Origin of the sequence: Brevibacterium renqingii (assembly GCF_017808095.1) — a bacterium.
Classification (GTDB): domain Bacteria; phylum Actinomycetota; class Actinomycetes; order Actinomycetales; family Brevibacteriaceae; genus Brevibacterium; species Brevibacterium renqingii.
Window position 1 is genome coordinate 274,270 of sequence record NZ_JADBHG010000001.1, and the last position, 24,378, is coordinate 298,647.

A 24,378-nucleotide genomic window follows, 5' to 3' on the forward strand; every position below is an offset into this window, starting at 1 on the left:
AGGAAGAGGAGTCGGAATCGGAATCAGGTCCAGAGGGCGGGACCGGAATCAGATCCAGAGGGCGGGGTCCACCAGCTCGAAATCCGCATACTTCGAGGACGCCGCCCCTTCGCCGTGCTGTCCGCCCGAGGACCCGGCTGCGACGCGACTGCGCTTCGGACGCACGGCAGCGGGGATGCCGACGGCACTCGAATCAGGCGCGACATCCTTGACGACGACGGCATTGGCCCCGACCGCGGAGTTGTCGCCGACGGTCACGGGCCCGAGGATCTTCGCCCCTGCGCCGATGAGGACATGATCGCCGATCGTCGGGTGGCGCTTCGTCTGCTCCATCGACGTGCCGCCGAGTGTGACCTGGTGGTAGAGCATGACGTCGTCGCCGATCTCCGAAGTCTCGCCGATGACGACCCCGTTGGCGTGGTCGATGAAGAAGCGACGGCCGATCCGTGCGCCGGGGTGGATCTCCACCCCGGTCAGGGTGCGCACGGCCTGGGACATCAGGCGGGCGGGCACCCTTCCGAGATCGTGCTGCCACAGCCGGTGCAGACCACGATGGGCCCAGATCGCGTGCATACCGGGGTAGGACACGAGGGAGACGAAGTCGTTCCGGGCTGCAGGATCGCGCCTGCGCACCGTCTCGAGGTCCTCACGCAGTGTCTTTCGCACTCCCGGGCGGCTGAGCCCGTATACCGCCGCGCCCGCGGCCGCAGCGGCCGCCGTCCACAGTGCCTTCATCATGTCCGTCCTTGCTCATCGTCGTCTTCCGCGTCCGCGCCCGTCCGAGACGCCCCGCCTGCCTGTCCCAAGCCCGTTCGAGTGTCGGAGATTCCGAGACAGCGAGGGCGCCAAACCGGAGTTTGACGCCCTCGCGCTCGGCCGCTGGCTCACAGGAGCCCACGACCGATGCCGTCGGCTCAGTCGAGGTACTCGGAGAACAGCGGTGTCGACAGGTAGCGCTCACCGAAGTCGGGGAGGATGACGACCACGCGCTTGCCGGAGTTCTCCGGCCGTGAGGCGACCTCCTCGGCTGCGACGAGGGCGGCTCCCGAGGAGATCCCCACGAGCAGACCCTCCTCCTTGGCGACATCGCGGGCGCGATCGACGGCCGCATCGTTCTCGACGGCGACGACCTCGTCGTAGATCTCGGTGTCGAGGATGCCGGGCACGAAGTTCGCACCGAGGCCCTGGATCGCATGCGGTCCGGCGGTGCCTTCGGACAGCAGCGGGGAGGCGGCGGGCTCGACAGCGACGATGCGAACATCAGGGTTGGCCTCGCGCAGCGCCGCACCGGCACCGGAGATGGTTCCGCCCGTGCCGATTCCCGAGACGAAGACGTCGACCTGAGCATCGGTGTCGGCGAGGATCTCGGGACCGGTGGTGGAGCGGTGGATCGCGGTATTGGCCTCGTTCTCGAACTGACGCACGAGCACCGCACCGTCAGCGGCCAGCTCCTCGGCCTTCGCCACGGCTCCCTTCATGCCCTCGGACTTGTCGGTGAGGACGAGTTCGGCTCCGAAGGCGCGCAGAAGGGCGCGACGCTCCTTCGACATCGACTCCGGCATGGTCAGCTTGACCGTGTAGCCGCGCGAAGTGCCGATCATGGCCAGGGCGATGCCGGTGTTGCCCGAGGTGGCCTCGACGATCGTGCCGCCGGGCTTGAGCTCTCCGGACTTCTCGGCCGCGTCGATCATCGCCACGCCGATGCGGTCCTTGACCGAGTTCGCGGGGTTGTACGACTCGAGCTTGGCGACGATCTCGGCGCCGGAACGCTCGCTTGCCTTGTTGACGCGGATCAGCGGCGTCCGGCCGACCAGGTCGGAGACGTTGTCGAAGATAGTCAAAGTGAGTCCTTTCAGGCTTCTGTGTGCACCTGCCGCCACAGGCCTCTCACCGATCGGCAGACCTGCGCCGGCAGGGGTGAGCGACGGCTTTCATCTCGTGGTCCGAGACGGCTTGCTCTCATCATAACCACGCCGACCCCGAGCATGTTCCCAGATCTGTTGCTCAACAATCTCTGTTCGCTGGCGGCGAAAATCTCCGACTTCCGGCGTCATACTCCCGGAATCAGTGCCTCCCTCCGCCCGAACTCGCGAGTCCCACCGGTTCGACCGCTGAGCAATCAGGCTCGTCTGCACACGCCTGCGGCCGGTCGCAAGGACAGCGGCGTCGCGGGCGACGAAGGGCTGAGAGGACACCGATACGATTGTCCTCATGGCTATTCATCCCATCGTCGTCTACGGCGAGCCCGTTCTGCACCGACGCGCGGAGAAGATCACCGAGTTCGACGAGAAGCTCGCAGATCTCATCGCGGACATGCACGAGACTCTCGACGCCAGCAACGGCGTCGGCCTGGCCGCCCCGCAGATCGGCGTCGGCAAGGCCATCTTCGTCTTCAACGCCGATGACGACTATGGTGTGCGCCGTCGCGGCACCTTCGTCAATCCCGTCCTCATCGCCTCGAAGGTCCCCGACACCCGGCCGGACCCGGACGAGGAGACCGAGGGCTGCCTCTCGGTGCCGAGCCTCGATTTCCCGCTCAAGCGCGCCGAGCGTGTCACCGTCAACGGCGTCGACGAGAAGGGCCGGCCCGTGACGCTGAGCACTCAGGGCTGGTTCGCCCGCATCATGCAGCACGAGTACGACCACCTGCAGGGGACCCTCTACGTCGACCGGCTCGACAGGCGCTGGTCGAAGAAGTGGAAGAGGGCGCAGGCCGCCCATGGCTATGACCAGCCGGGCCGATCATGGATGCCGGGGGTCGATCCCGACCCGTTCGGGCACTGAGCCGCCGGCCCCTCGGCTGCCACTCGGTGCGCGGAAGTCGACCCCTCGGCTGCCGTGCTCTCTAGTTCTCCAGTTCGTCCACGGATCTCTGCGCCGCCGCCAGGCGGGTGTCGAAATCGTCGAAGTCATCGGCCGTCTGTTCGAGTTCGGCGACGAGTCCGGTGATGATCGACGACTGCGATTCCGCGTCGATGCGCAGCTCCCGGAACTGCCAGTCGGCCGAATTGTCGGCGGCGGTGCGGGAGAGCACGTCGAGCACCCGGTCGCCGAGTTCGCGTGAGCGTTCGGAGTTGTGCAGCAGCATGAGCTGCTGGTCGAGCTCGGTCAGCCGCTCGTAGTATTCGTGCATCGACTCGACCCGGCGGGCCATCGAGGAGAACGCGACGGCGAGTTTGGACAGATACGTTTCGACCGATTTCGCGGTGCCCGAGTCGCGGATGCCCTCGATCTCCTCCCGCAGTCCGACGAGCTCCTGCAGACGCACGCCGATGGAGGCGACGGCATGATCGAGATCGACACGGGAGACGTGGTCTCTGAGGATCGGGTGGGTCCATGCACGGGTGCGCACGATCTTGCGCGCGATCATCACCGCCAGGTGGAACAGGCGCTGCTCATCGGTGTCGCGTCCCTCTCCGCGGCCGGGAATGTATCCGAGGCCAGCCGGCGTGATCCAGCGGGCGCCGGAGACCTTGCGTCGGTTCCTCCGACTCAGTCGCTTCGGATCACGCAGATATCTGGGACCGGTCACGGCGGCGAAGATCCCGGTGCCCAGGGCCGTGGCCGCGCCCATGCCGCCGAAGGTCAGCGCGGCGTCGCCGAATCCCGAGAGCAGCGCCAGCCCCCCGGGTGCGACGAAGCCGGCGGTCGCGGCAGTTCCCGCCGCGGTGCCGCCCTTGAACAGGACGCTCGAGCGGAAGAAGTTCCGACTCATCCCGCCAGTGAGCATGATCGCGCTCGGCGCTCCTGCCGTATAGCGGTATCCACGTGCGTTCCAAGCACGGATGACGTGCTCGTTGACGCTCTCGGGAACGAGGACTCGATAGATCGGGGCCGTCTTCCCGCACTCGCTTCTCCACAGAGACTTCCACTCAGACACCGCTTCACCTCCACGCGTGTGGCGCACGCTCACGGTTCGGTCGCAGCCGACCGTGGTCGTCGGAGAATGCGAACAGCCACACCCTCCGCTGTGCTCGGGAGCCGGGCGGCTCCCTTTGCTCGCACAGTCTAGAGGGTGTGGCTGGATCAATCCTGAGTTGCGCTCAGCTGCGGATCAGGACCGAGTCGGTGCTCAGACTCCGATCTTGGCCAGGATGAGCTCCTTGGCCTTGCCGGCGTCGGCCTGGCCGCGGGTGGCCTTCATGATCGGCCCCATGAGCGCGCCGATGGCCTGCATCTTTCCGCCCTTGATCTTCTCGACCACGTCAGGGTTGGCCGCGATGGCCTCTTCGACGGCGGCCTCGAGCGCTCCGGTGTCCTCGACGATCTCGAGGCCGCGGGCGTCCATCACCTCGGCGGGCTCGCCCTCACCGGCCACGACCCCGGACAGGACCTCCTTGGCCAGTTTGTCGTTGAGCTTGCCCTGCCCGATGAGATCGACGAGCCCTGCGACCTGGGCAGGGGTGACGATCTCAGTGGGATGCCTGTCCTCCTGGTTGGCCAGGCGGGCGACCTCACCGGTCCACCATTTCCGTGCCGCGGAGGGCTTCGCTCCGGCGGTGACGGTGTCCTCGATGGCCTCGAGGAGACCGGCGTTGACGATATCGCGCATCTCGAGGTCGGAGAACTTCCACTCCGCGAGCAGCCGCCTGCGTTTCTGCGCCGGCAGCTCGGGCAGAGTCTCCCGCAGCCGGTCCACCCATTCGCGGCTGGGCTGCAGCGGGACGAGGTCCGGTTCCGGGAAGTAGCGGTAGTCATCGGCATCGGACTTAGGTCGTCCCGAGGAGGTCTCCCCCGACTCCTCATGGAAGTGCCGTGTCTCCTGCACGATCTTCTCCCCTGCCTCGAGGAGGGTCGCCTGGCGGGCGATCTCGAAACGCACGGCGCGTTCGATCGAGCGGAAGGAGTTGACGTTCTTCGTCTCCGTACGGGTTCCCAGAGGGGCGTCCGGGCTCTCGCGCAGAGACACATTGACGTCGGCGCGGACGTTGCCCTGCTCCATGCGCGCTTCGGATACGTCGAGGGCGCGGAAGATGTCGCGCAGCGTCCGGACGTATGCGGCGGCCACCTCGGCGGCGCGTTCCCCGGTTCCGGTGATCGGGTGGGTGACGATCTCGACCAATGGCACACCCGCGCGGTTGTAGTCGACCAGGGAGTGGTCGGCGCCGTGGATACGTCCGGTCGCTCCGCCGACGTGGGTGTTCTTGCCGGCGTCCTCCTCCATGTGCGCCCGCTCGACGGGAACGGTGACGAGAGTGCCGTCGCTGAGTTCGACCTCGACCTGGCCCTCGGCCGCGATGGGCTCATCGGACTGGCTGGTCTGGAAGTCCTTGGGCACGTCCGGATAGAAGTAGTTCTTGCGGGCGAAGCGGCAGGTCTCGGCGATCTCACAGCCCAGTGCCAGGCCGATCTTGATCGCATACTCCACGCCCTTCTCGTTCACCACGGGCAGGGAGCCGGGCAGGCCGAGCGAGGTTGGGGTGATGTTCGTGTTCGGTCCCCCGCCGAAGGTGTTGGGGGCGGCATCGAACATCTTGGTCGCGGTGCCGAGCTCGACGTGGACCTCGATGCCGATGACCGGATCGTACTTCTTGATCGCGTCTTCGTATTTCACTTGGCTTCCAGTCCTTCCGCAAGGGTGTCGAGCACGCGGCCGCCGGCCGATTCCAGTGCGGCCTCGAGCGGTCCGGCCACCTCGTAGAGTCTGACGTCCTCGCGGGCCGGAGCGAGGATCTGGAATCCGACGGGCAGTCCCTCGGACAGTCCTGCCGGCAGCGACAGGCCGGGGATGCCAGCGAGGTTCGCCGGGATCGTGGCCACGTCGCCCAAGTAGAGCGCCATCGGATCGGCGGCCGCCTCGGCGCCGAACTCCAATGCGGTCGTCGGCGCCGTCGGCGACACGAGGACGTCGCAGGAGGCGAAGGCCTCGGCGAAGTCGTTCTGGACGAGCGTGCGGATCTTCTGCGCCGAACCGTAATAGGCGTCGTAGTACCCGGCCGAGAGCGCATAGGTGCCGAGGATGATGCGGCGCTTGACCTCGTCGCCGAAACCGGCGGCACGCGTGGCCGACATGACCGTTTCGGCGGTGACGGGGCCGGTTTCGGGTTCGACGCGCAGCCCGTAGCGCATGCCGTCGTAGCGGGCCAGGTTCGAGGACACCTCGGAGGGCATGATGAGGTAGTAGGCGTCGAGAGCGTAGGAGATGGCGGGGCAGTCGACCTCGACGATCTCGGCGCCGGCGGCAGCGGCGACCTCGAGTGCGGCGGAGAACGCATCGCGGACCCCGTCCTGGTACCCCTCACCGCGCAGCTGCTTGATGACGCCGAGCTTCTTGCCCTTGAGTTCGCCGGTCCGGGCGGCGTCGAGGAATCCGGGCACCTCGTCGGGCAGCGAGGTCGAGTCGAGCGGATCGTGTCCGGCGAGCAGTTCGTGCAGGGCCGCCGCATCCGCGACGGAGCGGCCCATCGGACCGACCTGGTCGAGGCTGGAGGCCATGGCGATGATGCCGAAGCGCGAGATCGAACCGTAGGTGGGCTTGACGCCGACGGTGCCGGTGAACGCTGCGGGCTGGCGGACGGACCCGCCCGTGTCGGTGCCCACGGACAGCGGAGCCTGGAATCCGGCGAGCGCGGCGGCAGCGCCGCCGGAGGACCCGCCGGGGACGTGGTCGAGGTTCCACGGGTTGCGGGTGTTGCCGAAGGCCGAATGCTCGGTCGTCGATCCCATCGCGAACTCGTCGAGGTTGGTCTTGCCGAGCACCGGCAGGCCGGCGGCCCTGATCTTGCTGTGCACGGTCGATTCGTAGGGCGGGACCCAGTTCTCGAGCATCTTCGAGCCCGCGGTGGTGCGCACGCCCTCGGTGACGACGAGGTCCTTGAGCGCCACCGGCACACCGGCGAGCGCATGGACGTCCTCACCGGCGCTGCGCTTGGCGTCGACGGCCTTCGCCGTGTCCAGGGCCAGCTCGTCGGTGACGGTGATGAAGGAGTTGAAGTCGTCCTCGGTGGCCGCGATGCGGTCGAGGTGGGCCTGTGTGACCTCGACCGAAGAGAACTCGCCGGAGGCCAGTCCTGCGGCGAGTTCGAGGGCACTGGAGTTCGTCAGTTCGGGCATCTCATTCCTCCCCGAGGATCTGCGGGACGAGGAACTTGTCATCGGCGGCGGCCGGGGCCGCGGCCAGAGCCTGCTCGCTGCTCAGCGTCGGGCCCACGACATCGGGGCGCATGACGTTCGTCAAGGGGATGGGGTGGCTGGTTGCGGGCACATCGTCACCGGCCACTTCATTGACCCTGGCGACGTTTCCCAAAATTGTGGTCAGATCACCGGCGAGCGATTTCAGCTCGTCCTCGCTCATGGCGATCCGAGACAGTGAAGCCAGATGCTCCACCTGTTCGGGGGTGATTGCGGAGGACTCCGTCATTCCCTGCCTTTCATCGACGTTAACACTGACACCCCAGTCTAATCTCTTCGGCGGACCGCCCGAGGCGGGTGCGGTGTGAGCTTCGCCGAGGCAGGGCTCGGGAACGGATGGATCAGGGCACGTCAGGCGACCGAGCGCTCGGGCCAGGTGCGTTCGCCTCGGATGTAGCTCGAGATGTCGCTGAGGACGCGCTCGGCATCGGTCTGCGAGAACTCTCCCGCGTCGACGCCGACCTGCAGGTCTCGGGCGAGTGCGCTCACTCGTGTTTCGGCATCGGTGGCCGTCTCGGCCACGAGGGCCGCCGCCTCTTCGAGGCTCCCGCTCGCCTCGGCTGCGGCATCGGCGAGGACCCCGCCCGCGGCCATCGGCTGGCCGGTCGTCGTCTGGGACGAGACCCGCTTCGTCGGCTGCTGACCCGGATTGATCAGCTGGTCGGCGACGCCTGCGGTGACGGGAGCGGCGGCCAGGACGGCGGCGAGGACGACGGCAGTGCCGGCGATCAGCCGGGAGATCGATGTCATGTCCCCCACTTTCCCAGCCGAAGCTGTCCTTCCACTTGGCTCCGGCTGTGATCAGTCTCCACGTCCGACCACGAATCAGTGCGAGCAGCTCCGACCGGGATGCGGCTCGGGCGAGGGCTCGGGCGACTCAGTCGAGGCTGCCGGTGTCCAGCAAGGTCCGGAACCGGTCCTCGTCGAGCACGGGCACGCCGAGCGATTCCGCTTTGTCCAACTTCGATCCGGCGTTCTCCCCTGCGACGACGTAGTCGGTCTTCTTCGACACCGAGCTCGCGGCCTTGCCTCCGGCCGACAGGATCGCCTCCTTGATGCCGTCGCGGGTGAAGGTGCTCAGCGAGCCGGTGGCCACGATCGTCAGCCCCTCGAGAGTCTGAGCCGCGGACTCGACCTCTTCGTCCTCCATGCGCACCCCGGCTGCCTTCCACGCCTCGACGATCTCGACATGCCAGTCGACGTCGAACCAGTCGCGGATGCTCGCAGCGATCGTCGGACCGATGCCTTCGACCGCGGAGAGCTCGTCGAGCTCGGCGGCTCGGATGGCGTCGAGTGTGCGGAACTTCGTCGCCAGGGTCCGCGCGGCGGTGGGGCCGACGTGGCGGATCGACAGGGCCACGAGAACGCGCCAGAGGTCCTGGTCCTTGGCCTTGTCGAGTTCGTCGAAGAGCTTGTTCGTGTTCGCACTCGGCGCGCTCGGCTTCTTCGCTGTCCCGCGTGTGAAGAAGTAGGGCACGAGCTCCCGCTCTCCGGTTTCGACGCCCTTGTCCTTCTTGTTCCGCCAGATCTTCACATCCTTCAGATCCTCGGGTGTGAGGTCGAAGAGGAAGGCCTCGGACGTCAAGGGCGGTGTCTCAGGTTCGGCCGGGGCCGTCAGTGCCAGTGCGGCCTCCTCGCCGAGGGCTTCGATGTCGAATGCGGCGCGGGAGGCGAGGTAGAAGATGCGGTTGGCCAGCTGGGCCGGGCAGGACCGAGAGTTCGGGCAGCGCAGGTCCTTGTCCCCCTCCTTCTGCTGCCCGAGCTTCGTTCCGCACGAGGGGCAGTGCGTGGGCATGACGAATTCGTGCTCGCTGCCGTCTCTTTGAGCCACGACGGGTCCGAGCACCTCGGGGATGACGTCTCCGGCCTTGCGCAGGGTGACGGTGTCGCCGATGAGCACGCCCTTGCGTCGGACTTCGTGCCCGTTGTGCAGGGTGGCGCGCTCGACGGTCGATCCGGCCACGGTCACCGGCTCCATCACCGCGAACGGGGTGACCCGTCCGGTCCGGCCGACCTGCACCTGGATGTCGAGGAGTTTCGTCGTGACCTCTTCGGGCGGGTATTTGAAGGCCGTCGCCCACCTCGGCGCGCGTGAGGTGTAGCCGAGAGTCTCCTGCACGGCGATGTCGTCGATCTTGATGACGATGCCGTCGATCTCGTGGGTGACGTCGTGACGGTGCTCGCCGTAGTAGGAGACGAAGTCCTCGATCTCGTCGATCGTCTCGAGCACCTTGAAGTAGTCGCTGATGGGCAGCCCCCAGGACCGGAACTGCTCGTAGACCTCGGACTGCTGGGCCGGTTCCGGATGCGAATCATCGGCCGGGGCCCACACGGCGATGCCGTGGACGAGCATGTGCAGGGGCCGGCGCGCGGTGACGGCCGGATCCTTCTGCCGCAGCGATCCGGCCGCGGAGTTGCGCGGGTTGGCGAAGGGGGACTTGCCCTCGGCCACGAGGGCGGCGTTGAGTTCGCCGAACTCCTCCACGGGGAAGAAGACCTCGCCGCGGATCTCGACCTCGGCGGGCGGGTAGTCGGTGTCGAGCTTGTCGGGAACGTCGTCGATGGTGCGCACGTTCGCAGTGATGTCTTCGCCGATGCGTCCATCGCCGCGTGTGGCCGCACGGACGAGTTCGCCGTCCCGGTAGAGCAGGTTGACGGCGAGCCCGTCGATCTTGAGCTCGCAGAGGAACTTCGACTTCGCCGAGGTGGCCGTGCGCACCCGCTCGTACCAGGCCCTCAGCTCCTCGAAGTCGAAGACGTTGTCGAGGCTGTACATCGGACCGATGTGCTCGACCGGGTCGAAGGTCGAGGTGTCGACGATGCCGCCGACGGTCTGCGTCGGTGAGGAGTCCGTGACGAGTTCCGGGTAGCTGGCCTCGAGGTCTTCGAGACGGTGGACGAGTTCGTCGTACTCGGCGTCGGAGACGAGCAGGGAGTCCTGGTAGTACGCGGCTCGGTACTCCTCGATCTTCTGAGTCAGCTGGGCGTGGGCCTGGGCGCGTTCGGCCGCATCCGACAGATCCGCGTTCTCCGGTGTCGCAGTCATTCGATCTCCTCAAGGGCGCGCCGCAGACCCGCGGCGATGGTCATGGTTCCCCGATTGTCGTCCGGGTCGGTCTCGTTCGCCACCCCCAGCAGCGGTGGGTGAGTCATCGGCAGTTCGAGTCCGGCGACGATGCCGAAACCGCGCAGATCGCTCGCCCTCATGCCGATGCGCGTCCACGGGGTGCGGAGGCGCTCGACCCAATGGCTGACCGCGTCCGGGCGGCGGCCGGAACCGGCGGGCAGGTGGAGCCAGATCCCGAGGCCCGCCTCGGCGAGGACGGCCAACTGTTCCCAGCTGTGTGCGTTCAGGCCGTCCACGGGCACGGACACGGAACGCGCTCCGGTGCTTCGGAGCGCCTCGGCGGCTGCGATCTCCTTGCCGCGCAGGTGCACGGGCGCGAGGTTCGGCAGGCTGAGCACGGTCGGCGGCAGGTGGCGCAATGTGGATTCGAGGGCGGCCCAGACCTGGGTCTCGCTGATCGCCGGCAGGCTCTGCCATCCGGACACCGAGGGCCAGGTGCCGGTGAGGACCGGGTCCAGGCGGGACTCGACGAGGCGGACGGTCGGCTGCATGCCCAGGGCGGCGATCTTCTCGGTGAACGCGGCGATGCCGAAGGCATAGGCCTGGACGACATCGCGACGGGCTCCGTGGTCGCCCAGCACTCGCGCCCCGGAGCTCAGACTCAGGGCGGTCACCAGCGTCCACGGTCCCGGCAGAGAGAGCTGGACCTGGCCGGGACGCGATCGGCCGTATTCGGCGATCGCGTCGAAGGCCTCCCCCAGCGCCGAGTCCTCGAGTCGTTCGTCCTTGCCCGCCGAGGCGGTCAGCCGCCAGCCGAAGGAGGTGAGGTCGACATGCAGGTCCGTGATCAGGCCGGCGGCCCGACCGATGGCGTCGGCGCCCCACCGGCCCTCGGCAAGATGGGCTGTCAGCGGCACCGGCGGCAGTTCCTCGGCGAGGATGTCGAAGGCGGCCGCGGCCGCTTCGCGGACCGGGCTCGTCGCGATGTAGCCGTCACGCCGGTCGCGGGCTGCGGGCAGCCAGATGCCGGTCGTCGTGGCGGCCGGGAGCACAGTGGTCGGAGGCCCCTCGGTCGGGACGGGCTCGCCTGGCTCAGCCATGGCGGCCGCCGCGCGGGATTCCGAAGACGTCGACATAGAATCCGAACTCGCTTTCCAGGGAATCAATGATGGTCTCGGCGCGGACGAACCCGTGGGATTCGCCCTTGTACAGTCGGTAAATGTACTCCACTCCGGCCAGCTCCAGTGCATCGACGAATTCCTGGGCCTGTGAGGGCGGGACGATCGGGTCGCGGTCTCCCTGCATGACGGCGACGGGCACGCTGATCTCGCTGACTCTTCGCAGCGGCGACCTGCGAGTGTATTCGTCGAGGGCTTCGGGCAGCGGTCCGACGAGGCCGTCGATGTAGTGGGATTCGAAGTCGTGGGTGTCGACGACGAAACGCAGGAGGTCGGTGACGCCGAAGTACGAGGTGCCGCAGGCGAAGACGTCCGTCGAGGCCAGGGCCGAGAGCACAGTCCACCCGCCCGAGGAGGATCCGGAGATCGCGATGCGCTTCGGGTCGGCCAGCCCAGCGGCGATGAGCCCCTCGACGGCGGCCACGGTGTCCTCGACGTCGACGATTCCCCACTGCCCGCGCAGACGGTCGCGCCAGGCTCGGCCGAAGCCCGTCGAACCGCCGTAGTTGACTTCGAGGACGCCGATCCCCTGGGAGGTGAAGAAGCTCGTCCGCGCCGACATCTCCGGCGTCGCCTGTCCCGTGGGTCCGCCGTGGATCGAGACCACATAGGGCGGCAGTTCGCTCTCGACAGGGGCGAAGCGGGGATTGTGCGGTGGGTGGATGACTACCGGGACTCCCCCAAGTTCGCCCACACGGGGACGGGAGTACCAGCCCTGATGGGTGTCGAGCCGCTCTCCGGCGATCTCGGTGAATTGCCCGGTGGCGCGGTCGACGGCATAGAGGATGCCGGTTCTCGTCGTCGATCTGGCCGTCATAAGTAGGTGGGTGCGGCCGAGGTCGAGGAGTTCGATCGTGCCGAACGTCTCCCCCGGCGGAGCGACCGTCGCCCAGGTGCGGTCAGTGAGCCGACAGCGCACCAGTGCGGCCGTCGCCGCCTGGGCGTGCGCCCAGACCTCGTCACCGTCGTGCAGGTGCCACTTGGCGCCGAGCTGCCACAGAGCAGCGCCGATCTCCATGCCGGTGTCGAGGACGGGCCGCAGCTGTTCGATCCCCATCTCCGTGGTCGCCGGAGCATGGGAGGCGTCCGTGACGATGGGACTCGCGGCCACAGGAGCGAAGTCGAGGCTGTAGAGCGTCCAGTGTCCCCGGTGGTCGGAGATGAGGCGGAGCGAGGAATCCGAGGTGAATTCCGGCTGCAGGAGTGAGACTCCCCCGTCCGCCGGTGTCGGCAGGCTCGGCGGGGCGTGCAGAGGCCGTTCGACGGCGTCGCCGATGAGCACTGCTGCGGCGGGTGTGGCAGGCGTGCGCACATCGATCAGCCACAGGTTCGTGCCGTCCCAGGGCATGTTCGGGTGTTCCCAGCCGATGTACGCCAAGGTGCTGCCATCGGGTGAGAGTCGCGGCCAGGCCATGAAGTGAGAGTGCGTGGACAGCACGTTCGTGGTTCCGTGCTTGGTCAGCAGGACGATGGCGCGTTCGCGCCGGGTGGACCGGCAGTCCTCACGCACGCAGAGCAGCCCCCAGGGGGTCATGTGCAGGTCCCCGTAGCGGATCCTCCCCGAGGTGTCCGGGGTCAGGGCGTGCGGCGCCCTGCCGGGAATGATCTGCCATACCCGCTGGTCGGCGGCGTTGACGAAGTAGATGACCTCGCTGCCGGGATCCAGCGCCCAAGCCGCTCCCCCGTATTCGTGGACGGCGGAGCGGATGTTGAAGCCGGCCGGCAGGATCTGCTCGCGGGCTCCGGGGCGCGACAGCGAGGTGCGGACGAGTCCGGTGCGGGCCTTCTCGGCGGGGATCTTCGTCGAGTAGAAGATCTCGTCCCCGCGGAAGGCCGCGTCGAAGATCGGCGTGGCACCGGCGGCCACCTCGACGGCGCTGAGAGGTGACGTCCAGGTTCCATAAGGTGCCGTGACGACATCTTGGGGAGATTCCTTCATGTCCTCAGCGTATCGTCATGCCCTGTCGCCCGGGACCGGTCCGTGGCTGGACGGTCGGCGGCCGCACCCGGTCCGCGGCTGGACGTTCGGCGGCAGGACGGCCGGCGCCGGCTCAGGAGCCGAGGCGGGCCGCGACGCGCTGCGGGCCGACGTGGTCCTTCGCCGTGGAGTCGATGGTGGCCTGGCCGAGCACGCGGGTGCCGCGGTAGATGACCATGGTCTGCCCGGGCGCCACGCCCGAGAGCTCTTCGTCGACGTCGACGTGCATGAGCTGTCCGGCAGGGCGGGCAGCGGGCACCTCGACCTCGTCGACGACGGGATTCGCTTCGTGCTCGGGCACCTCGGCGACGAACTCGCCGAGCCAGGCACGGGCCGGAACCGGGTCGGAATGGGCGCGGATCTGGACTTCGCAGTCGATCGCGGATTCCGGACTCCGTCCCATGTCCGCCGGTGCCGAACCTGCCCAGGAGGTGCGGATGCCGGTCAGATGCGATACGGCGAGATCGGCGCGCGAACCGACGGTGACCGTGTTCGCGGCCGGGTCGAGGCCGGTGACGAAGCGCGGCTTTCCATCGGGAGCGGGCTTCTCGATGCCCAGGCCCTTGCGCTGTCCGATCGTAAAGGTCATCGCACCGTCGTGCTCGCCGAGCACCTCGCCTTCGGCGTCCTTGATCAGGCCCGGCCGCATGGGGATCTTGTCGGCCAGCCAGGCCTTCGTGTCCCCGTCGGGGATGAAGCAGATGTCATAGGAGTCGGGCTTGTTCGCCACGGAGAAGCCGCGCTCGGACGCCTCGGCGCGCACTTCGGCCTTCGAAGCGGTGGCACCGATCGGAAAGTAGCAGTGTTCGAGCTGGTCGGAGGTGAGCACGCCGAGGACATAGGACTGGTCCTTGGCCAGATCCTCACCGCGGTGGAGCTCGGGCTTCCCATCGTCATCACGCAGCACCTCGGCATAGTGGCCGGTGGCGATGGCGTCGAAGCCCAGGGCCAGCGCCCGGTCGAGGAGGGCGGCGAACTTGATGCGCTCGTTGCAGCGCATGCAGGGGTTCGGGGTCCGCCCGGCCGCGTATTCGGCGATGAAGTCGTCGACGATGTCTTCCTTGAACCTCTCGGAGAAGTCCCAGACGTAGAAGGGGATGTCGAGCATCCCGGCCACCCGATGGGCGTCGCGGGAGTCTTCGATCGTGCAGCAGCCGCGCGAGCCCGTGCGCAGGGTGCCGGGCATGCGGGACAGGGCCAGGTGAACGCCGACGACTTCGTGGCCGGCGTCGACGGCGCGCGCCGCGGCCACGGACGAGTCGACTCCGCCGGACATGGCGACGAGTACTCTCATGATGCTCCTTGCATCCATCGGGGTGTTGCCGAGACCATCCCGGCTCGGCGTGCCTGCTCGACGACCTCGGGCAGGGCCGCGAGCAGGGCATCGACATCGTTCTCGGTGGTGTCGTGACCGAGGCTGAAGCGTTGGGCGGACCGGGCAGCGTCCTCGTCCATCCCGCAAGCCAGAAGCACGTGCGAGGGGCGGGAGACTCCCGCCGAGCAGGCCGAACCCGTCGAGGTGGCCAGGCCGCGGGCGTCGAGACCGAACAGCAGCGAGTCCCCCTCGCAGCCGGGGAACGTGAAGTGGGCGTTGGCCGGCAGGCGGCCCTGACCGCGCGGGCCGGAGAGGACGGCTCCGTCGACGTCGGATTCGATGCCGGCGATGAGGCGGTCGCGCAGACCTGACAGCCGTGCCGCTCGTGTTTCGAGATCACGTGTGACCAGGTCGACAGCTGCCGCGAAGGCCACGGCTCCGGCGACGTCGAGGGTGCCCGAGCGCACTCCGCGCTCCTGCCCCCCGCCGTGGAGGATGGGCGTCGGAGCGGCAGAACGGTCGAGCAGGAGAGCACCGATGCCGACGGGACCGCCGATCTTGTGCGCGGTGATCGTCATGGCGGTGGCCCGGAACTCGGCGAAGTCCAGTGGGATCTGTCCGAGTGCCTGCACCGCGTCGATGTGGAAGGGCACGCCGAGTTCGGCCGCCGCCTGACCGATCTCGCGGATCGGCTGCAGAGTGCCGATCTCATTGTTCGCGGCCATAACGCTCACGAGTGCTGTGCGTTCGGGCTCCCGGCGCAGCTCAGCCAGGGACGACTCGAGGTCGAGGCGTCCGGAGGAGTCGACGTCGAGGTAGACGATCTCGGCTCCGAAGTCGGCCAGCCACTCCACGGAGTCGAGGACGGCATGGTGTTCGATCGTCGTCGTCAGCACGCGGGGCCGCAGCGGGGCGTCGAAGGAACCGCTGTTGCGTGAGAGGTAGAGGCCCTTGAGCGCGAAGTTGTCCGCCTCGGTGCCTCCGGACGTGAAGATGACCTCCGACGAGGTGGCCGCACCGACCGCTCGGGCGATGTCCTCGCGGGCCTCTTCGATGCGCATCCGAGCGGCCTGTCCGACCGCATGCAGAGCCGAGGGATTGGCCCGGCGGGCCAGCTCCCTGGTGTACACGTCAAGCACCTCGGCGGGCATCGGCGAGGTGGCTGCGTGGTCGAGATAGATGGGCACCCTGCAATTTTAGGGGGTGAGCCCGGCTTCGGCCAGGATCGTGCGGCATCTCACCCGCCGGGTACGTCCGCGGAACTGCGGCCTCGCCTCCGATGGCGACTAAACTGGGGCGCGTGTTCACCGTTTTCACCATCGTCCTCTACGCCGTCACCGGCGTCCTGACCGTGTGGTCGATCGTCGAGACCATCCGCAACAGACCAGCAGGAAAGGCGCTGCTGGCAGCCGCCGCGCTGCTCCTGCTGCTGCTCATCGTGCAGCTCGTGCTCTCGATCGCGACCTTCGGATCCGCCCATGACGTCGATCCCCTGCTCTACTTCGGCTACGTGATCACCGCGATCCTCGTCATCGGCCTGGCCGGCTTCTGGGCGTTCGCCGAACTCAGTCGGTGGGGGCCGGGGGTGCTCGCCGCGGCGGGACTGACGGTGGTCGTGATGATCGAGAGATTGGACCAGATTTGGCAGTGAAGAGACGCAGCAGATTCGGCGGGGCCGGCGCGGCCTCGGCGAACGATGCCCATGCAGAGGAGACCCGGACGAGCACCCCGTATTCGGCGATGCACACCGGTCCCGGCCGGGCGCTGACCGCCGTCTACGGTGTCTTCGCGCTCTCGGCCACGGCACGGGCGGGCTATCAGCTCATCCGCGAATTCGATGTCGCCCCGATCGCCTATTCACTGTCGGCGCTGGCCGCGGTCATCTACATTCTCGCAACGATCTGCCTGGTCATCGGCAACCGCGTCGCACACCGGATCGCCCTGACCGCCTGCGGTATCGAGTTCCTCGGCGTCATCGTCGTCGGCATCCTCAGCCACACCCACCCCGAGGACTTCGCAAAGCCTTCGGTGTGGTCGAACTTCGGCAGCGGCTACGGGTTCATCCCCCTCGTCCTGCCGCTCATCGGCCTCTGGTGGCTGGTCCACGTGGGCCGCCGGGCGGCGAAGGGCTGACGTTCCTGCCGGACCCGGCCTCTCGCTCATTCCACGCGCGAGGACAGAACGTTCCAGTCTGTGGCCACAGCCGTGAGCGATTCCCCGGTCTTCATCAGCACATAGGGGTGCGCGGTGTCGACCTTCACGGTGTCGCCGTCCTTGTCATTGGTCTTCACGGCTTCGACGGTGTCACCGAGATCGAGGGCATAGTCGGTGGGGACCTTGATCGTCAGCGTGCAGCGGACCTCGCCCATGCCGATCGCACCGTTCTCCGTGCTCAGCGTCATGTCCTGGAAAGCGAGATCGTCATAGGGCTTGCAGTCGACATCGACCTTGTCGAAGCCGGAGTCCTTGTCCCGCAGCCCGTCGAGGTAGCCGCGGAATCCCTTGAACCCGCCTTCCTTGAGTCCTTCGGGCGACCCCGACTTCGCCTTGCCGTCCACGAGGTAGGAGGCCACCTCGTCGGCCGAGGAATCCATCTCCTCGTCGAATGATTCAGGCCCCCGCTCGACTGCGCCGCGGTCATCGGCCATGAGTCTGGGCATCTGATCGGTGGGGATGTAGGAGGACGAGCGCACGAGCGGATCGCTCGAGGCCGATTCCCGCGTCACGAGCATCACCTGGGTCAGCTGCTTGTCGCCGTCGGTGGATTTCTTGTCCGCGGTGCCGAAGGCGTAGAACCACATCGGGTACTCGGTGAAGCTCGGGCTGCCGGCGACGACCTCGGTGAAGTTCGGCGCCCGCAGCTTCTGCTTGGCTTTGTCCGCGATCTGGACCTGGGCGCGAGTGCGCTCGATGAGCGGCGCGGCCTGGATCTTGTCGAGGTCGGCCCCCTCGTCCCCGAGCGTCTTGTCGAGTGCCTCGGTGTAGTTCGTCATGAACTCCCCGGCTTCGCCCGGCCGCAGCGCGGTGCGTTCGTACGGGGTGGTGTCCGGCTGGCTGGGTTTGGCGATCGGCATGCTCGTGCAGCCGCTGAGCACGAGCCCCGTGCCCAGAGTCGCGGCCGTGACGGCGCGCAGTGAGCGACGGTTGCGCAGGTCCCGTCGCCGAGGCGGCACCGGGGTGGTCGAACCCGGCTCGACCGTCGAGATCGGCTGGGTCTCCGGACCGGCCTGGTCGGCAGCCGCAGCGCGGTCCGTGCGGTCGGTCGGTGTCTGCTGGTCTTCACCCTGCGAACCGCCGCTGCCGCCACCGGTGTTCCCGGTGCCGGTGCGGTCGACGTCCTTCCTGGGCGGCCGGATGCGCGACTGCCACCAGCGCATGAAGAAGAACACACAGAATCCGGCGAGGATGATGCCCAGGGCCACGCCGAGCAGGCTGAGTCCGAGCACACCGTTGACGCGCATCTTCAGACTCACCGTCGTTCCTTCGAGATCGTCATCGGCGTTCGCTGGGGCGATGACGAGCACCTGCGGTTCCGCGTCGAGGTCGAAGGTCTTGGCCACCGACTTCCCCGCATCCTGGCTGATCCACCAATCGCGTTCGGCGATGGCCGCCTCCGGCTTCGACTGTCCGGGGAGGAAGCGATGCTCGGCTTCCTTCGGGAAGGAGACATCGCTGATCTGCTCCTGCGCCACCCCGTCGAGGTAGCTGTCGGCGTCGACGCCGTTGGCGGTGCCGATGAAGAGCTCCGTGCCCTTCGAGTTCTTCGCCGTCACGGTCACGCTCGAACCCGAATAGGGCACGATCGCCTCGTCGAGGACGACAGCATAGGCGCCGTCGTCGACCTTGAACCCGGGAGTCTCGGTGATCTCGTCGGTGCCGACCACAGAGAGCGCGGAGATGACCAGTCCGGCGAGCGTGAGAGCGGCTACGCCGAAGAGGATGGCGGTGATGAGACGGATTCGCTGGATCAGAACAGTGCCCTCATGAGTGCGGTCCGTGCCTTGGTCACGGCTGGATCGTCGGCGCCGAGGACCTCGAAGAGCTCGAGGACGCGCAGACGCAGGGATTCCTTCTCCTCGCCCGCCGTGGTGCGGATGAGGGAGATGAGTCGGGTGAAGGCGCAGCTCGCATTGCCCCCGACTACCTCGGCGTCGGCGGCGGCCTTCGCCGCCTCGACATCGGTCGGGTCGGCATCGGCGGCGGCGATGAGTTCGGCGGGTTCCTTGTCGATGAGGCGCCGGCCCAGCCCGGCGCGGGCGAGACCGAACTTCGCCTCCTCATCGGCTGGTGAGGAAGCCAGTGCGGCCTTGAACAGGTTCTCCGCGGTGTCGAAGTCGCCCTTGGCCAGGGCTTCCTCCGCTTCGGGGTGTGCGGGGCCGGACGGTTCGGGTTCGGCGCCGTCGGCGACGGCATAGCCGGTGACGCCGTTCTCGGAGGCGAGTTTGAGCAGCTCGTCGAAGTAGGCCCTGACCTGCGGTTCGGGCAGGGCGCTCTGGAACAGCGGCACGGGCTGGCCCTTGACGATCGCGACGACCGTCGGGATCGACTGGACGCCGAAGGCCTGCTGCAGGCGCGGGTTCGCGTCCACGTCGACCTTGGCCAGGACCAACCGCCCGCCGTAGGCCTCGGTGACGCGTTCGAGCACGGGCGAGAGCTGCTTGCACGGTTCGCACCATTCGGCCCACAGGTCGATGACGACGGGCACTCGGTCCGAGATCGCGACGACGCTGTTGAAACCGGCCTCGTCGACGTCGAAGACCAGGGACGGAACGGCGACCGCGTTCGGGTCCTGCGCACCGGCTGCTCCTGCGCCGGCAGGGCCCGCCCCGGCAGGTGCCTGTCCCGCATTTCCGGCCTGCTCCGGAGGCAGGTTCTTACTCCGCACAGCCGACAGGTCGAGTCCCTGATTCTGCTGTGTGTTCTCCTGCGAGGGATCCATTGACACGTGGTCTCCTTTGTGACGCGATCGGTGGGGCCGGCGACGTCGGTCTCTCACCTGGTCCTTATCTGTCCAACAGAACGTATCAGCACCCGTCAGCCTGCGGCTATTCCCCCATGGCCTCGCCGGTGCCGAAGGGTCCGGATCAGCCCGCCTGCGCTCCTGCCAGCGTTTCGAGCCCGCCGATGAGCCTGACTTTCCCGTCCTTGGGGACGAGGAAGGTGAGCACCTGCGTGGTCGTCGTGGTCACGGGCTGCTGCGTGGAGTCCGTGCCGAGGAGTTCCTTCTGCGGTGACGACAGGGACAGGGTGCCGGTGCGGCCGTCCTTCGACTCCGGACTGATGGTCGACTCGGCTTCGATCACGCCGGTGACGATGGCGGCGTCGCCGGCGGTGCCCTGAGCGACGAGTTCCTTGCCCGGTGTGTAGTCGTACTTCACCTCTGCCTTGCCCTCTTCGGCGCTGGCCTTCTGTTCCTTCTGGTTCTTCCAGATCGACTTCGAGAAGTCGTCGGACTCGAACTTCTTCGCTTCTTTCGATCCCTTGCCTTCGCCGAGGGCCTTCGCATAGTTCGCCACCACCTTCTCCGGGGTCGCGACGAAGTCCTTGGCGCCGGGTTCGAGCATCTTCGCTCCCTGCCGGGAGTCGGGCAGCTCGGGCAGCTTCGTGCCGGCCACCAGCTGGGTCTGCGACCAGAGCTTGTAGTCGCTGCGCGGATCCTCCTGCGTGAGCACGAGCAGCTGCGTGTCTCCGCCGGCAGAGGTGATGAGGCTGGTCACCCGCGGCCAGGCATCGGTCGCGGAGGTGTAGTTCGCGACGATGTCCCCACTGGCCACGGCGGGCGGCAGCTTCTGGTCCTCGACCTTCTTCTTCACCTTGTAGGCGTCCTCGCGCTGCTGCAGGGCAGGGCCGGTGGCGCGCTTGGCCAAAGCCTTCTTGTCGGCGCCCTTGTCCGCGGCCTTGATCTCCTGGGCGACTGACTCGAGGATCCGTTCGGCCTGGTCGTCGGTGATTCCGGCGCCCGCCGAGCTCGGCTCCTGCGAGGGTTCGGGCTTCGGCAGCTCCTCCGGGCCGCAGGCGCTGAGTGCGAGCACGGGGACGATGGCGAAAGCGGTTCCGAATTCGGCGAGCTTGCGGCGGCGCTCCTGGCGCGCCTTGCGCCGGTTCGCTTCCCTCTTCGCACGGTTCGCACCCAGGAAGAGCAGCACGAGACCTCCGATGAAGACGACGCCGCCGGTGATCATCAGCGGGAGCGCCCAGGGCGTGTCGGCGTGGTTGGGCCAGGAGATGGTGACTGTCTTGATCTGTCCGGGCTCACCGTTGCCGGCGATGAGGAAGCCGGTGCGGTTGGCATCGTCGTTCCATTCGAGTTCGACCGAATCGGTGCCGCTGACCTGCGCCTGCCACAGATCGTCGCCGGTCGGGTCGGGGACCTTCTCCTCGCCGTCCGTAGACTTCGTCGTGAGCTTGCCCTCCTGGGCCAGCCCGGTGACCCGGTCATAGGCGGACTGCCCCGCCCAGGCTTCGACGTTCTCGATCGGCGCCTGGGCGATCGTCAGGTCACCGCTGCCTTTGACCGTGAGAGTGGCGGGGGTGCTGTAGAGGTTGAGCATTCCGGGGTCGACGATGACCGCCGGTTTGTCGGTGTCGATCTGCGCGGTGGCAGTGATCGTATCCTCCGGCGCCCACAGGGTCTTCTGCAGGATGCCGAGGCCACCGACGACGACACCCACCACCATGAGAATCACAGCGAATGTGTAGCGCACGAGCGAACCTTCCCTCAGCCGAGCAAAATGGCACCCCTGGTTCGGGGACTCTCCAAGTTTAAGTCACATGCCGAACATCGCCTTTGTGCCCACGCTCAGTGTGTGTCGGCATTCACAGATGTGCGGGCCGCAGACGGGCCCGGGATGCTCCGAGCGTCCGGCCTGAACTAAGCTGGCCCGGTGAGCAATAACAGGATTGTGTGGATCGACTGCGAAATGACGGGCCTCGACGAGGTCAGGGACGAACTCATCGAAGTGGCCGCGATCGTCACCGACTTCGATCTCAAGCCCCTCGACGAGGGCATCGACATCGTCATCCGCCCCTCGGCGGAGGCGCGTGCGAACATGAACGAGTTCGTCACGGACATGCACACCACCTCGGGGCTGATCACCGAACTCGATTCAGGCACCACCGCCGCTGAGGCGCAGGCCCAGGTCCTCGAATACGTCAAGCAGCACGTACCCGAGCCGCGCAAGGCCCCGCTGGGCGGCAATTCGGTGGGCACCGACAAAGTGTTCCTCAACAAGCAGATGCCCGAACTCGTCGACCACCTGCACTACCGGATCATCGACGTCTCCTCGATCAAGGAACTGAGCAAGCAGTGGTTCCCCCGCGCCTACTTCCAGGCCCCCGCCAAGCACGGCGGCCATCGGGCGCTCGGTGACATCATCGACTCGATCATCGAGCTCCAGTACTACCGGAAGGCCGTGTTCTCCGCCGAGGGGCCGAGCTCCGACGAAGCGAAGTCGATCGCCGCCGAGGTGGCCGGAAACTTCTCGAAACAGACCGACGAGAGCTGATCGCCTCCTCCCCGGGGCGATCGGACCGCGCTCTCCTCGATTGATATGCGACGGCGATCCTATCTCAGCCCGGTTCCGCTGATGCGGGACCGGGCTTTTCACTGCCTGAGACTCCCACTGCCCGCCGCGTGAGACTCCGCACTGCTTTCCGTGACTCAGCGAGATGATGGATTCATCATGCCATTGAATCAGTCTCAGCGTCCCCTCTACGAGGTGAAGGCGAATCTCTTCAAGGGCCTCGCCCACCCCTTCCGCATCCGCATCCTCGAGCTGCTCTCCGGCGCCGAGGAGGTCAGCGTCGCCGACCTCCAGACCGAGACCGGCCTCGAGGCCTCGCATCTGTCCCAGCATCTGGCCGTGCTTCGCCGGCACCGCCTCGTCGAATCGGAACGGCGAGCCAGCCACGTCTACTACCGGTTGGCCGACCGTCGCACCGCCGAGCTGCTCGCCGTGGCCAGGAGCCTGCTGCTGACCATGCTCGAGGACGACGAGGTGCGGCTCTCGGAGGCGCGCACGCTGCCGCAGATCCCCGGCGCGGGAAGCCGATGAGTCCGGCATCGGTGCTGCGACACGCGCGCGGCCTGCTGCCCTCTCTCGCGGACTACCGTGAGGCGCGCCGGTCCTGGCCGAAGGACCTGCTGGCCGGAGCCACCGTCGGCATCGTCGCCCTGCCGCTTGCCCTCGGCTTCGGGGTCAGTTCGGGGCTGACGGCCGAGCAGGGCCTCATCACCGCCATCGTCGCCGGCTTCCTCGCCGCGGTCTTCGGCGGATCGCACGTCCAGATCTCCGGTCCGACCGGGGCTATGGCCGTCGTTCTCGTGCCCATCGTCGCCAGTCACGGGCCACAGGCGGTCGTCGCCGTCACCCTCATCGCCGGCATCATCGTCGCCGCGGCCGGTCTGCTGCGGCTGGGCCGCACCGTCTCCTTCATTCCGTGGCCGGTGATCGAGGGCTTCACCGTGGGCATCGCCGCCATCATCTTCCTCCAACAGGTGCCCTTCGTGACCACGCCCGCGGATCTCTCCCCGGGCGAGATGAGCACGAATGCCTTCGCAGCAGCGGTGCAGCTCGTGGCTGCCGCCGACTGGGCCTATCTGCCCTATTCCCTGGGTGCGGTGGCGATCGTGGCCGCGTGCATGGTGCTCGCACCGAAGATCCACGCCTCGATCCCCGGCTCCCTCATCGGCATCGTCATCGTCACCGTCATCGCCGGCCTCGTGCCCAATCCGCTGGCGACGATCGGCAGCATTCCGCAGTCCCTGCCCTCCCCCACTCTGCCGATCATCGACACGGCCACGCTGCCAACGCTGCTGCCAGCGGCGGGAACGATCGCTGCGCTGGCGGCCATCGAATCGCTGCTCTCGGCGCGGGTCGCCTCGTCGATGTCGGATGCCGGGGCCTATCAGCCCGATCGGGAGCTGGTCGGGCAGGGCATCGCCTCGATCGGGTCCTCACTCTTCGGCGGCATCCCCGCGACCGGTGCCATCGCCCGCACCTCGGTGAATATCCGTGCCGGAGGACGCACGCGGCTGGCCTCCATCGTCCACGCGCTCGTGCTGCTGCTCATCGTCCTCGTCGCCGCCGCTCCGGTCAGTCGGATCCCGCTCGCCGCTTTGGGCGGGGTCCTCTTCGTCACTGCCGTGCGGATGGTGCACCTGGGCACGATGCGTGCGATCCTGCGGTCGACGAAATCCGACGCCGCGGGATTCGTCATCACCGCTCTCATCACTGTCTCCTTCGACCTCATCGTGGCTGTGGGCATCGGCGTCGTGGTGGCCGCGTTCTTCGCTCTGCGCAAGCTCTCGTCCACCACCGCAGTGCGCATCGAGCGCCTGTCCGAGAGCACCGAGCCGAGGCCGGGAGACGAGTCGATCGCGATCGTCCATTTCGGAGGACCGCTGTTCTTCGCCTCCGCCGACCGGGTCTTCGACGAGGTGATGCGCCTGCAGGGAGTCACGGTCGTCGTGCTGGGCATGTCCCAGCTGGAGCTCGTCGACGCCACCGGCGCCCACATCCTCAGCGATATGGTCCGGGCCTTCGAACGGCGCGGAATCACCGTGCTCATCAAGGGCGTCAAGGACGGCCACGCCGGACTGTTCCGGCAGGTCGGAGTGCTCGGCGCCCTCCGCCACCACCGGCACCTCTTCGACGAACTGCCCGCGGCCGTCACCCACGCCCGCTCCCATGTGGAGCGGGCGGGCTGA

Annotated in this window: 21 protein-coding genes; 6 read left to right on the forward strand and 15 right to left on the reverse strand. The window is 67.5% G+C overall.

The genetic code is table 11. The annotated features are described in order from the left end of the window. Positions 1–48: 48 nt before the first annotated feature. Both epsC and cysK read right to left on the reverse strand, forming a co-directional pair. Positions 49–735, reverse strand: a complete 687-nt coding sequence (gene epsC / locus IIE29_RS01245; RefSeq protein WP_209324087.1) for a serine O-acetyltransferase EpsC — start codon at positions 733–735, stop codon at positions 49–51. A 179-nt stretch (positions 736–914) separates the two neighbouring features. Beyond that, complete coding sequence (gene cysK, locus IIE29_RS01250; RefSeq protein ID WP_209323380.1) at positions 915–1,841, reverse strand: cysteine synthase A; 927 nt, start codon at positions 1,839–1,841, stop codon at positions 915–917. Positions 1,842–2,211: 370 nt separating this feature from the next. On the opposite strand from cysK, the gene def reads away from it, so the two are divergent. Further along, positions 2,212–2,784 carry a peptide deformylase gene (gene def / locus IIE29_RS01255; RefSeq protein ID WP_209323381.1) on the forward strand — a complete coding sequence of 191 codons (573 nt, stop codon included), beginning with the start codon at positions 2,212–2,214 and terminating at the stop codon, positions 2,782–2,784. Positions 2,785–2,845: 61 nt separating this feature from the next. On the opposite strand, the gene IIE29_RS01260 is transcribed toward def, so the two are convergent. The 10 genes from IIE29_RS01260 to IIE29_RS01305 all read right to left on the reverse strand — a co-directional run bounded on the left by IIE29_RS01260 (position 2,846) and on the right by IIE29_RS01305 (position 15,856). Continuing rightward, positions 2,846–3,880 (reverse strand): hypothetical protein, encoded by a 1,035-nt coding sequence (locus tag IIE29_RS01260; protein WP_343071752.1) that lies wholly within the window; start codon positions 3,878–3,880, stop codon positions 2,846–2,848. Between the two features lie 192 nt (positions 3,881–4,072). Beyond that, positions 4,073–5,554: an Asp-tRNA(Asn)/Glu-tRNA(Gln) amidotransferase subunit GatB gene (gene gatB, locus IIE29_RS01265; protein ID WP_209323382.1), complete on the reverse strand. Its 1,482-nt coding sequence runs from the start codon at positions 5,552–5,554 to the stop codon at positions 4,073–4,075. Then, complete coding sequence (gene gatA, locus IIE29_RS01270) at positions 5,551–7,053, reverse strand: Asp-tRNA(Asn)/Glu-tRNA(Gln) amidotransferase subunit GatA (RefSeq protein WP_209323383.1); 1,503 nt, start codon at positions 7,051–7,053, stop codon at positions 5,551–5,553. The genes gatB and gatA overlap by 4 nt, the downstream gene beginning before the upstream one ends. Position 7,054: 1 nt before the next feature. Continuing rightward, positions 7,055–7,360, reverse strand: coding sequence for an Asp-tRNA(Asn)/Glu-tRNA(Gln) amidotransferase subunit GatC (gatC, locus tag IIE29_RS01275; RefSeq protein ID WP_209323384.1), 306 nt, complete (start codon positions 7,358–7,360; stop codon positions 7,055–7,057). Between the two features lie 122 nt (positions 7,361–7,482). Beyond that, positions 7,483–7,881 carry a hypothetical protein gene (locus IIE29_RS01280; protein WP_209323385.1) on the reverse strand — a complete coding sequence of 133 codons (399 nt, stop codon included), beginning with the start codon at positions 7,879–7,881 and terminating at the stop codon, positions 7,483–7,485. Positions 7,882–8,008: 127 nt separating this feature from the next. Further along, complete coding sequence (ligA, locus tag IIE29_RS01285) at positions 8,009–10,177, reverse strand: NAD-dependent DNA ligase LigA (protein WP_209323386.1); 2,169 nt, start codon at positions 10,175–10,177, stop codon at positions 8,009–8,011. Beyond that, positions 10,174–11,298: a uroporphyrinogen decarboxylase/cobalamine-independent methonine synthase family protein gene (locus IIE29_RS01290; RefSeq protein ID WP_246475634.1), complete on the reverse strand. Its 1,125-nt coding sequence runs from the start codon at positions 11,296–11,298 to the stop codon at positions 10,174–10,176. The genes ligA and IIE29_RS01290 overlap by 4 nt, the downstream gene beginning before the upstream one ends. Continuing rightward, positions 11,291–13,315, reverse strand: coding sequence for a S9 family peptidase (locus IIE29_RS01295; protein WP_209323388.1), 2,025 nt, complete (start codon positions 13,313–13,315; stop codon positions 11,291–11,293). Before IIE29_RS01295 ends, IIE29_RS01290 begins: the two co-directional genes overlap by 8 nt. A gap of 112 nt (positions 13,316–13,427) precedes the next feature. Continuing rightward, on the reverse strand, positions 13,428–14,648 hold the full coding sequence (gene mnmA / locus IIE29_RS01300) for a tRNA 2-thiouridine(34) synthase MnmA (protein WP_209323389.1): 1,221 nt from the start codon (positions 14,646–14,648) through the stop codon (positions 13,428–13,430). Further along, on the reverse strand, positions 14,645–15,856 hold the full coding sequence (locus tag IIE29_RS01305) for a cysteine desulfurase family protein (RefSeq protein WP_209323390.1): 1,212 nt from the start codon (positions 15,854–15,856) through the stop codon (positions 14,645–14,647). The genes mnmA and IIE29_RS01305 overlap by 4 nt, the downstream gene beginning before the upstream one ends. A gap of 113 nt (positions 15,857–15,969) precedes the next feature. On the opposite strand from IIE29_RS01305, the gene IIE29_RS01310 reads away from it, so the two are divergent. After that, positions 15,970–16,320, forward strand: a complete 351-nt coding sequence (locus IIE29_RS01310) for a hypothetical protein (protein ID WP_209323391.1) — start codon at positions 15,970–15,972, stop codon at positions 16,318–16,320. A gap of 89 nt (positions 16,321–16,409) precedes the next feature. Beyond that, complete coding sequence (locus IIE29_RS01315) at positions 16,410–16,802, forward strand: hypothetical protein (RefSeq protein WP_209324089.1); 393 nt, start codon at positions 16,410–16,412, stop codon at positions 16,800–16,802. 26 nt (positions 16,803–16,828) lie between these two features. Here IIE29_RS01315 and IIE29_RS01320 read toward each other — a convergent pair whose 3' ends face one another. The 3 genes from IIE29_RS01320 to IIE29_RS01330 all read right to left on the reverse strand — a co-directional run bounded on the left by IIE29_RS01320 (position 16,829) and on the right by IIE29_RS01330 (position 21,373). Next, complete coding sequence (locus IIE29_RS01320) at positions 16,829–18,553, reverse strand: hypothetical protein (protein ID WP_343071753.1); 1,725 nt, start codon at positions 18,551–18,553, stop codon at positions 16,829–16,831. Between the two features lie 83 nt (positions 18,554–18,636). Further along, positions 18,637–19,608 carry a tetratricopeptide repeat protein gene (locus IIE29_RS01325; protein WP_209324091.1) on the reverse strand — a complete coding sequence of 324 codons (972 nt, stop codon included), beginning with the start codon at positions 19,606–19,608 and terminating at the stop codon, positions 18,637–18,639. A 145-nt stretch (positions 19,609–19,753) separates the two neighbouring features. Then, on the reverse strand, positions 19,754–21,373 hold the full coding sequence (locus IIE29_RS01330; protein WP_343071754.1) for a DUF8094 domain-containing protein: 1,620 nt from the start codon (positions 21,371–21,373) through the stop codon (positions 19,754–19,756). Positions 21,374–21,553: 180 nt separating this feature from the next. Here IIE29_RS01330 and orn point away from each other — a divergent pair, with 180 nt between their 5' ends. The 3 genes from orn to IIE29_RS01345 all read left to right on the forward strand — a co-directional run bounded on the left by orn (position 21,554) and on the right by IIE29_RS01345 (position 24,378). After that, positions 21,554–22,174 carry an oligoribonuclease gene (orn, locus tag IIE29_RS01335; protein WP_343071755.1) on the forward strand — a complete coding sequence of 207 codons (621 nt, stop codon included), beginning with the start codon at positions 21,554–21,556 and terminating at the stop codon, positions 22,172–22,174. A gap of 177 nt (positions 22,175–22,351) precedes the next feature. After that, positions 22,352–22,723 carry an ArsR/SmtB family transcription factor gene (locus tag IIE29_RS01340; RefSeq protein ID WP_209323392.1) on the forward strand — a complete coding sequence of 124 codons (372 nt, stop codon included), beginning with the start codon at positions 22,352–22,354 and terminating at the stop codon, positions 22,721–22,723. Further along, complete coding sequence (locus IIE29_RS01345) at positions 22,720–24,378, forward strand: SulP family inorganic anion transporter (protein WP_209323393.1); 1,659 nt, start codon at positions 22,720–22,722, stop codon at positions 24,376–24,378. The genes IIE29_RS01340 and IIE29_RS01345 overlap by 4 nt, the downstream gene beginning before the upstream one ends.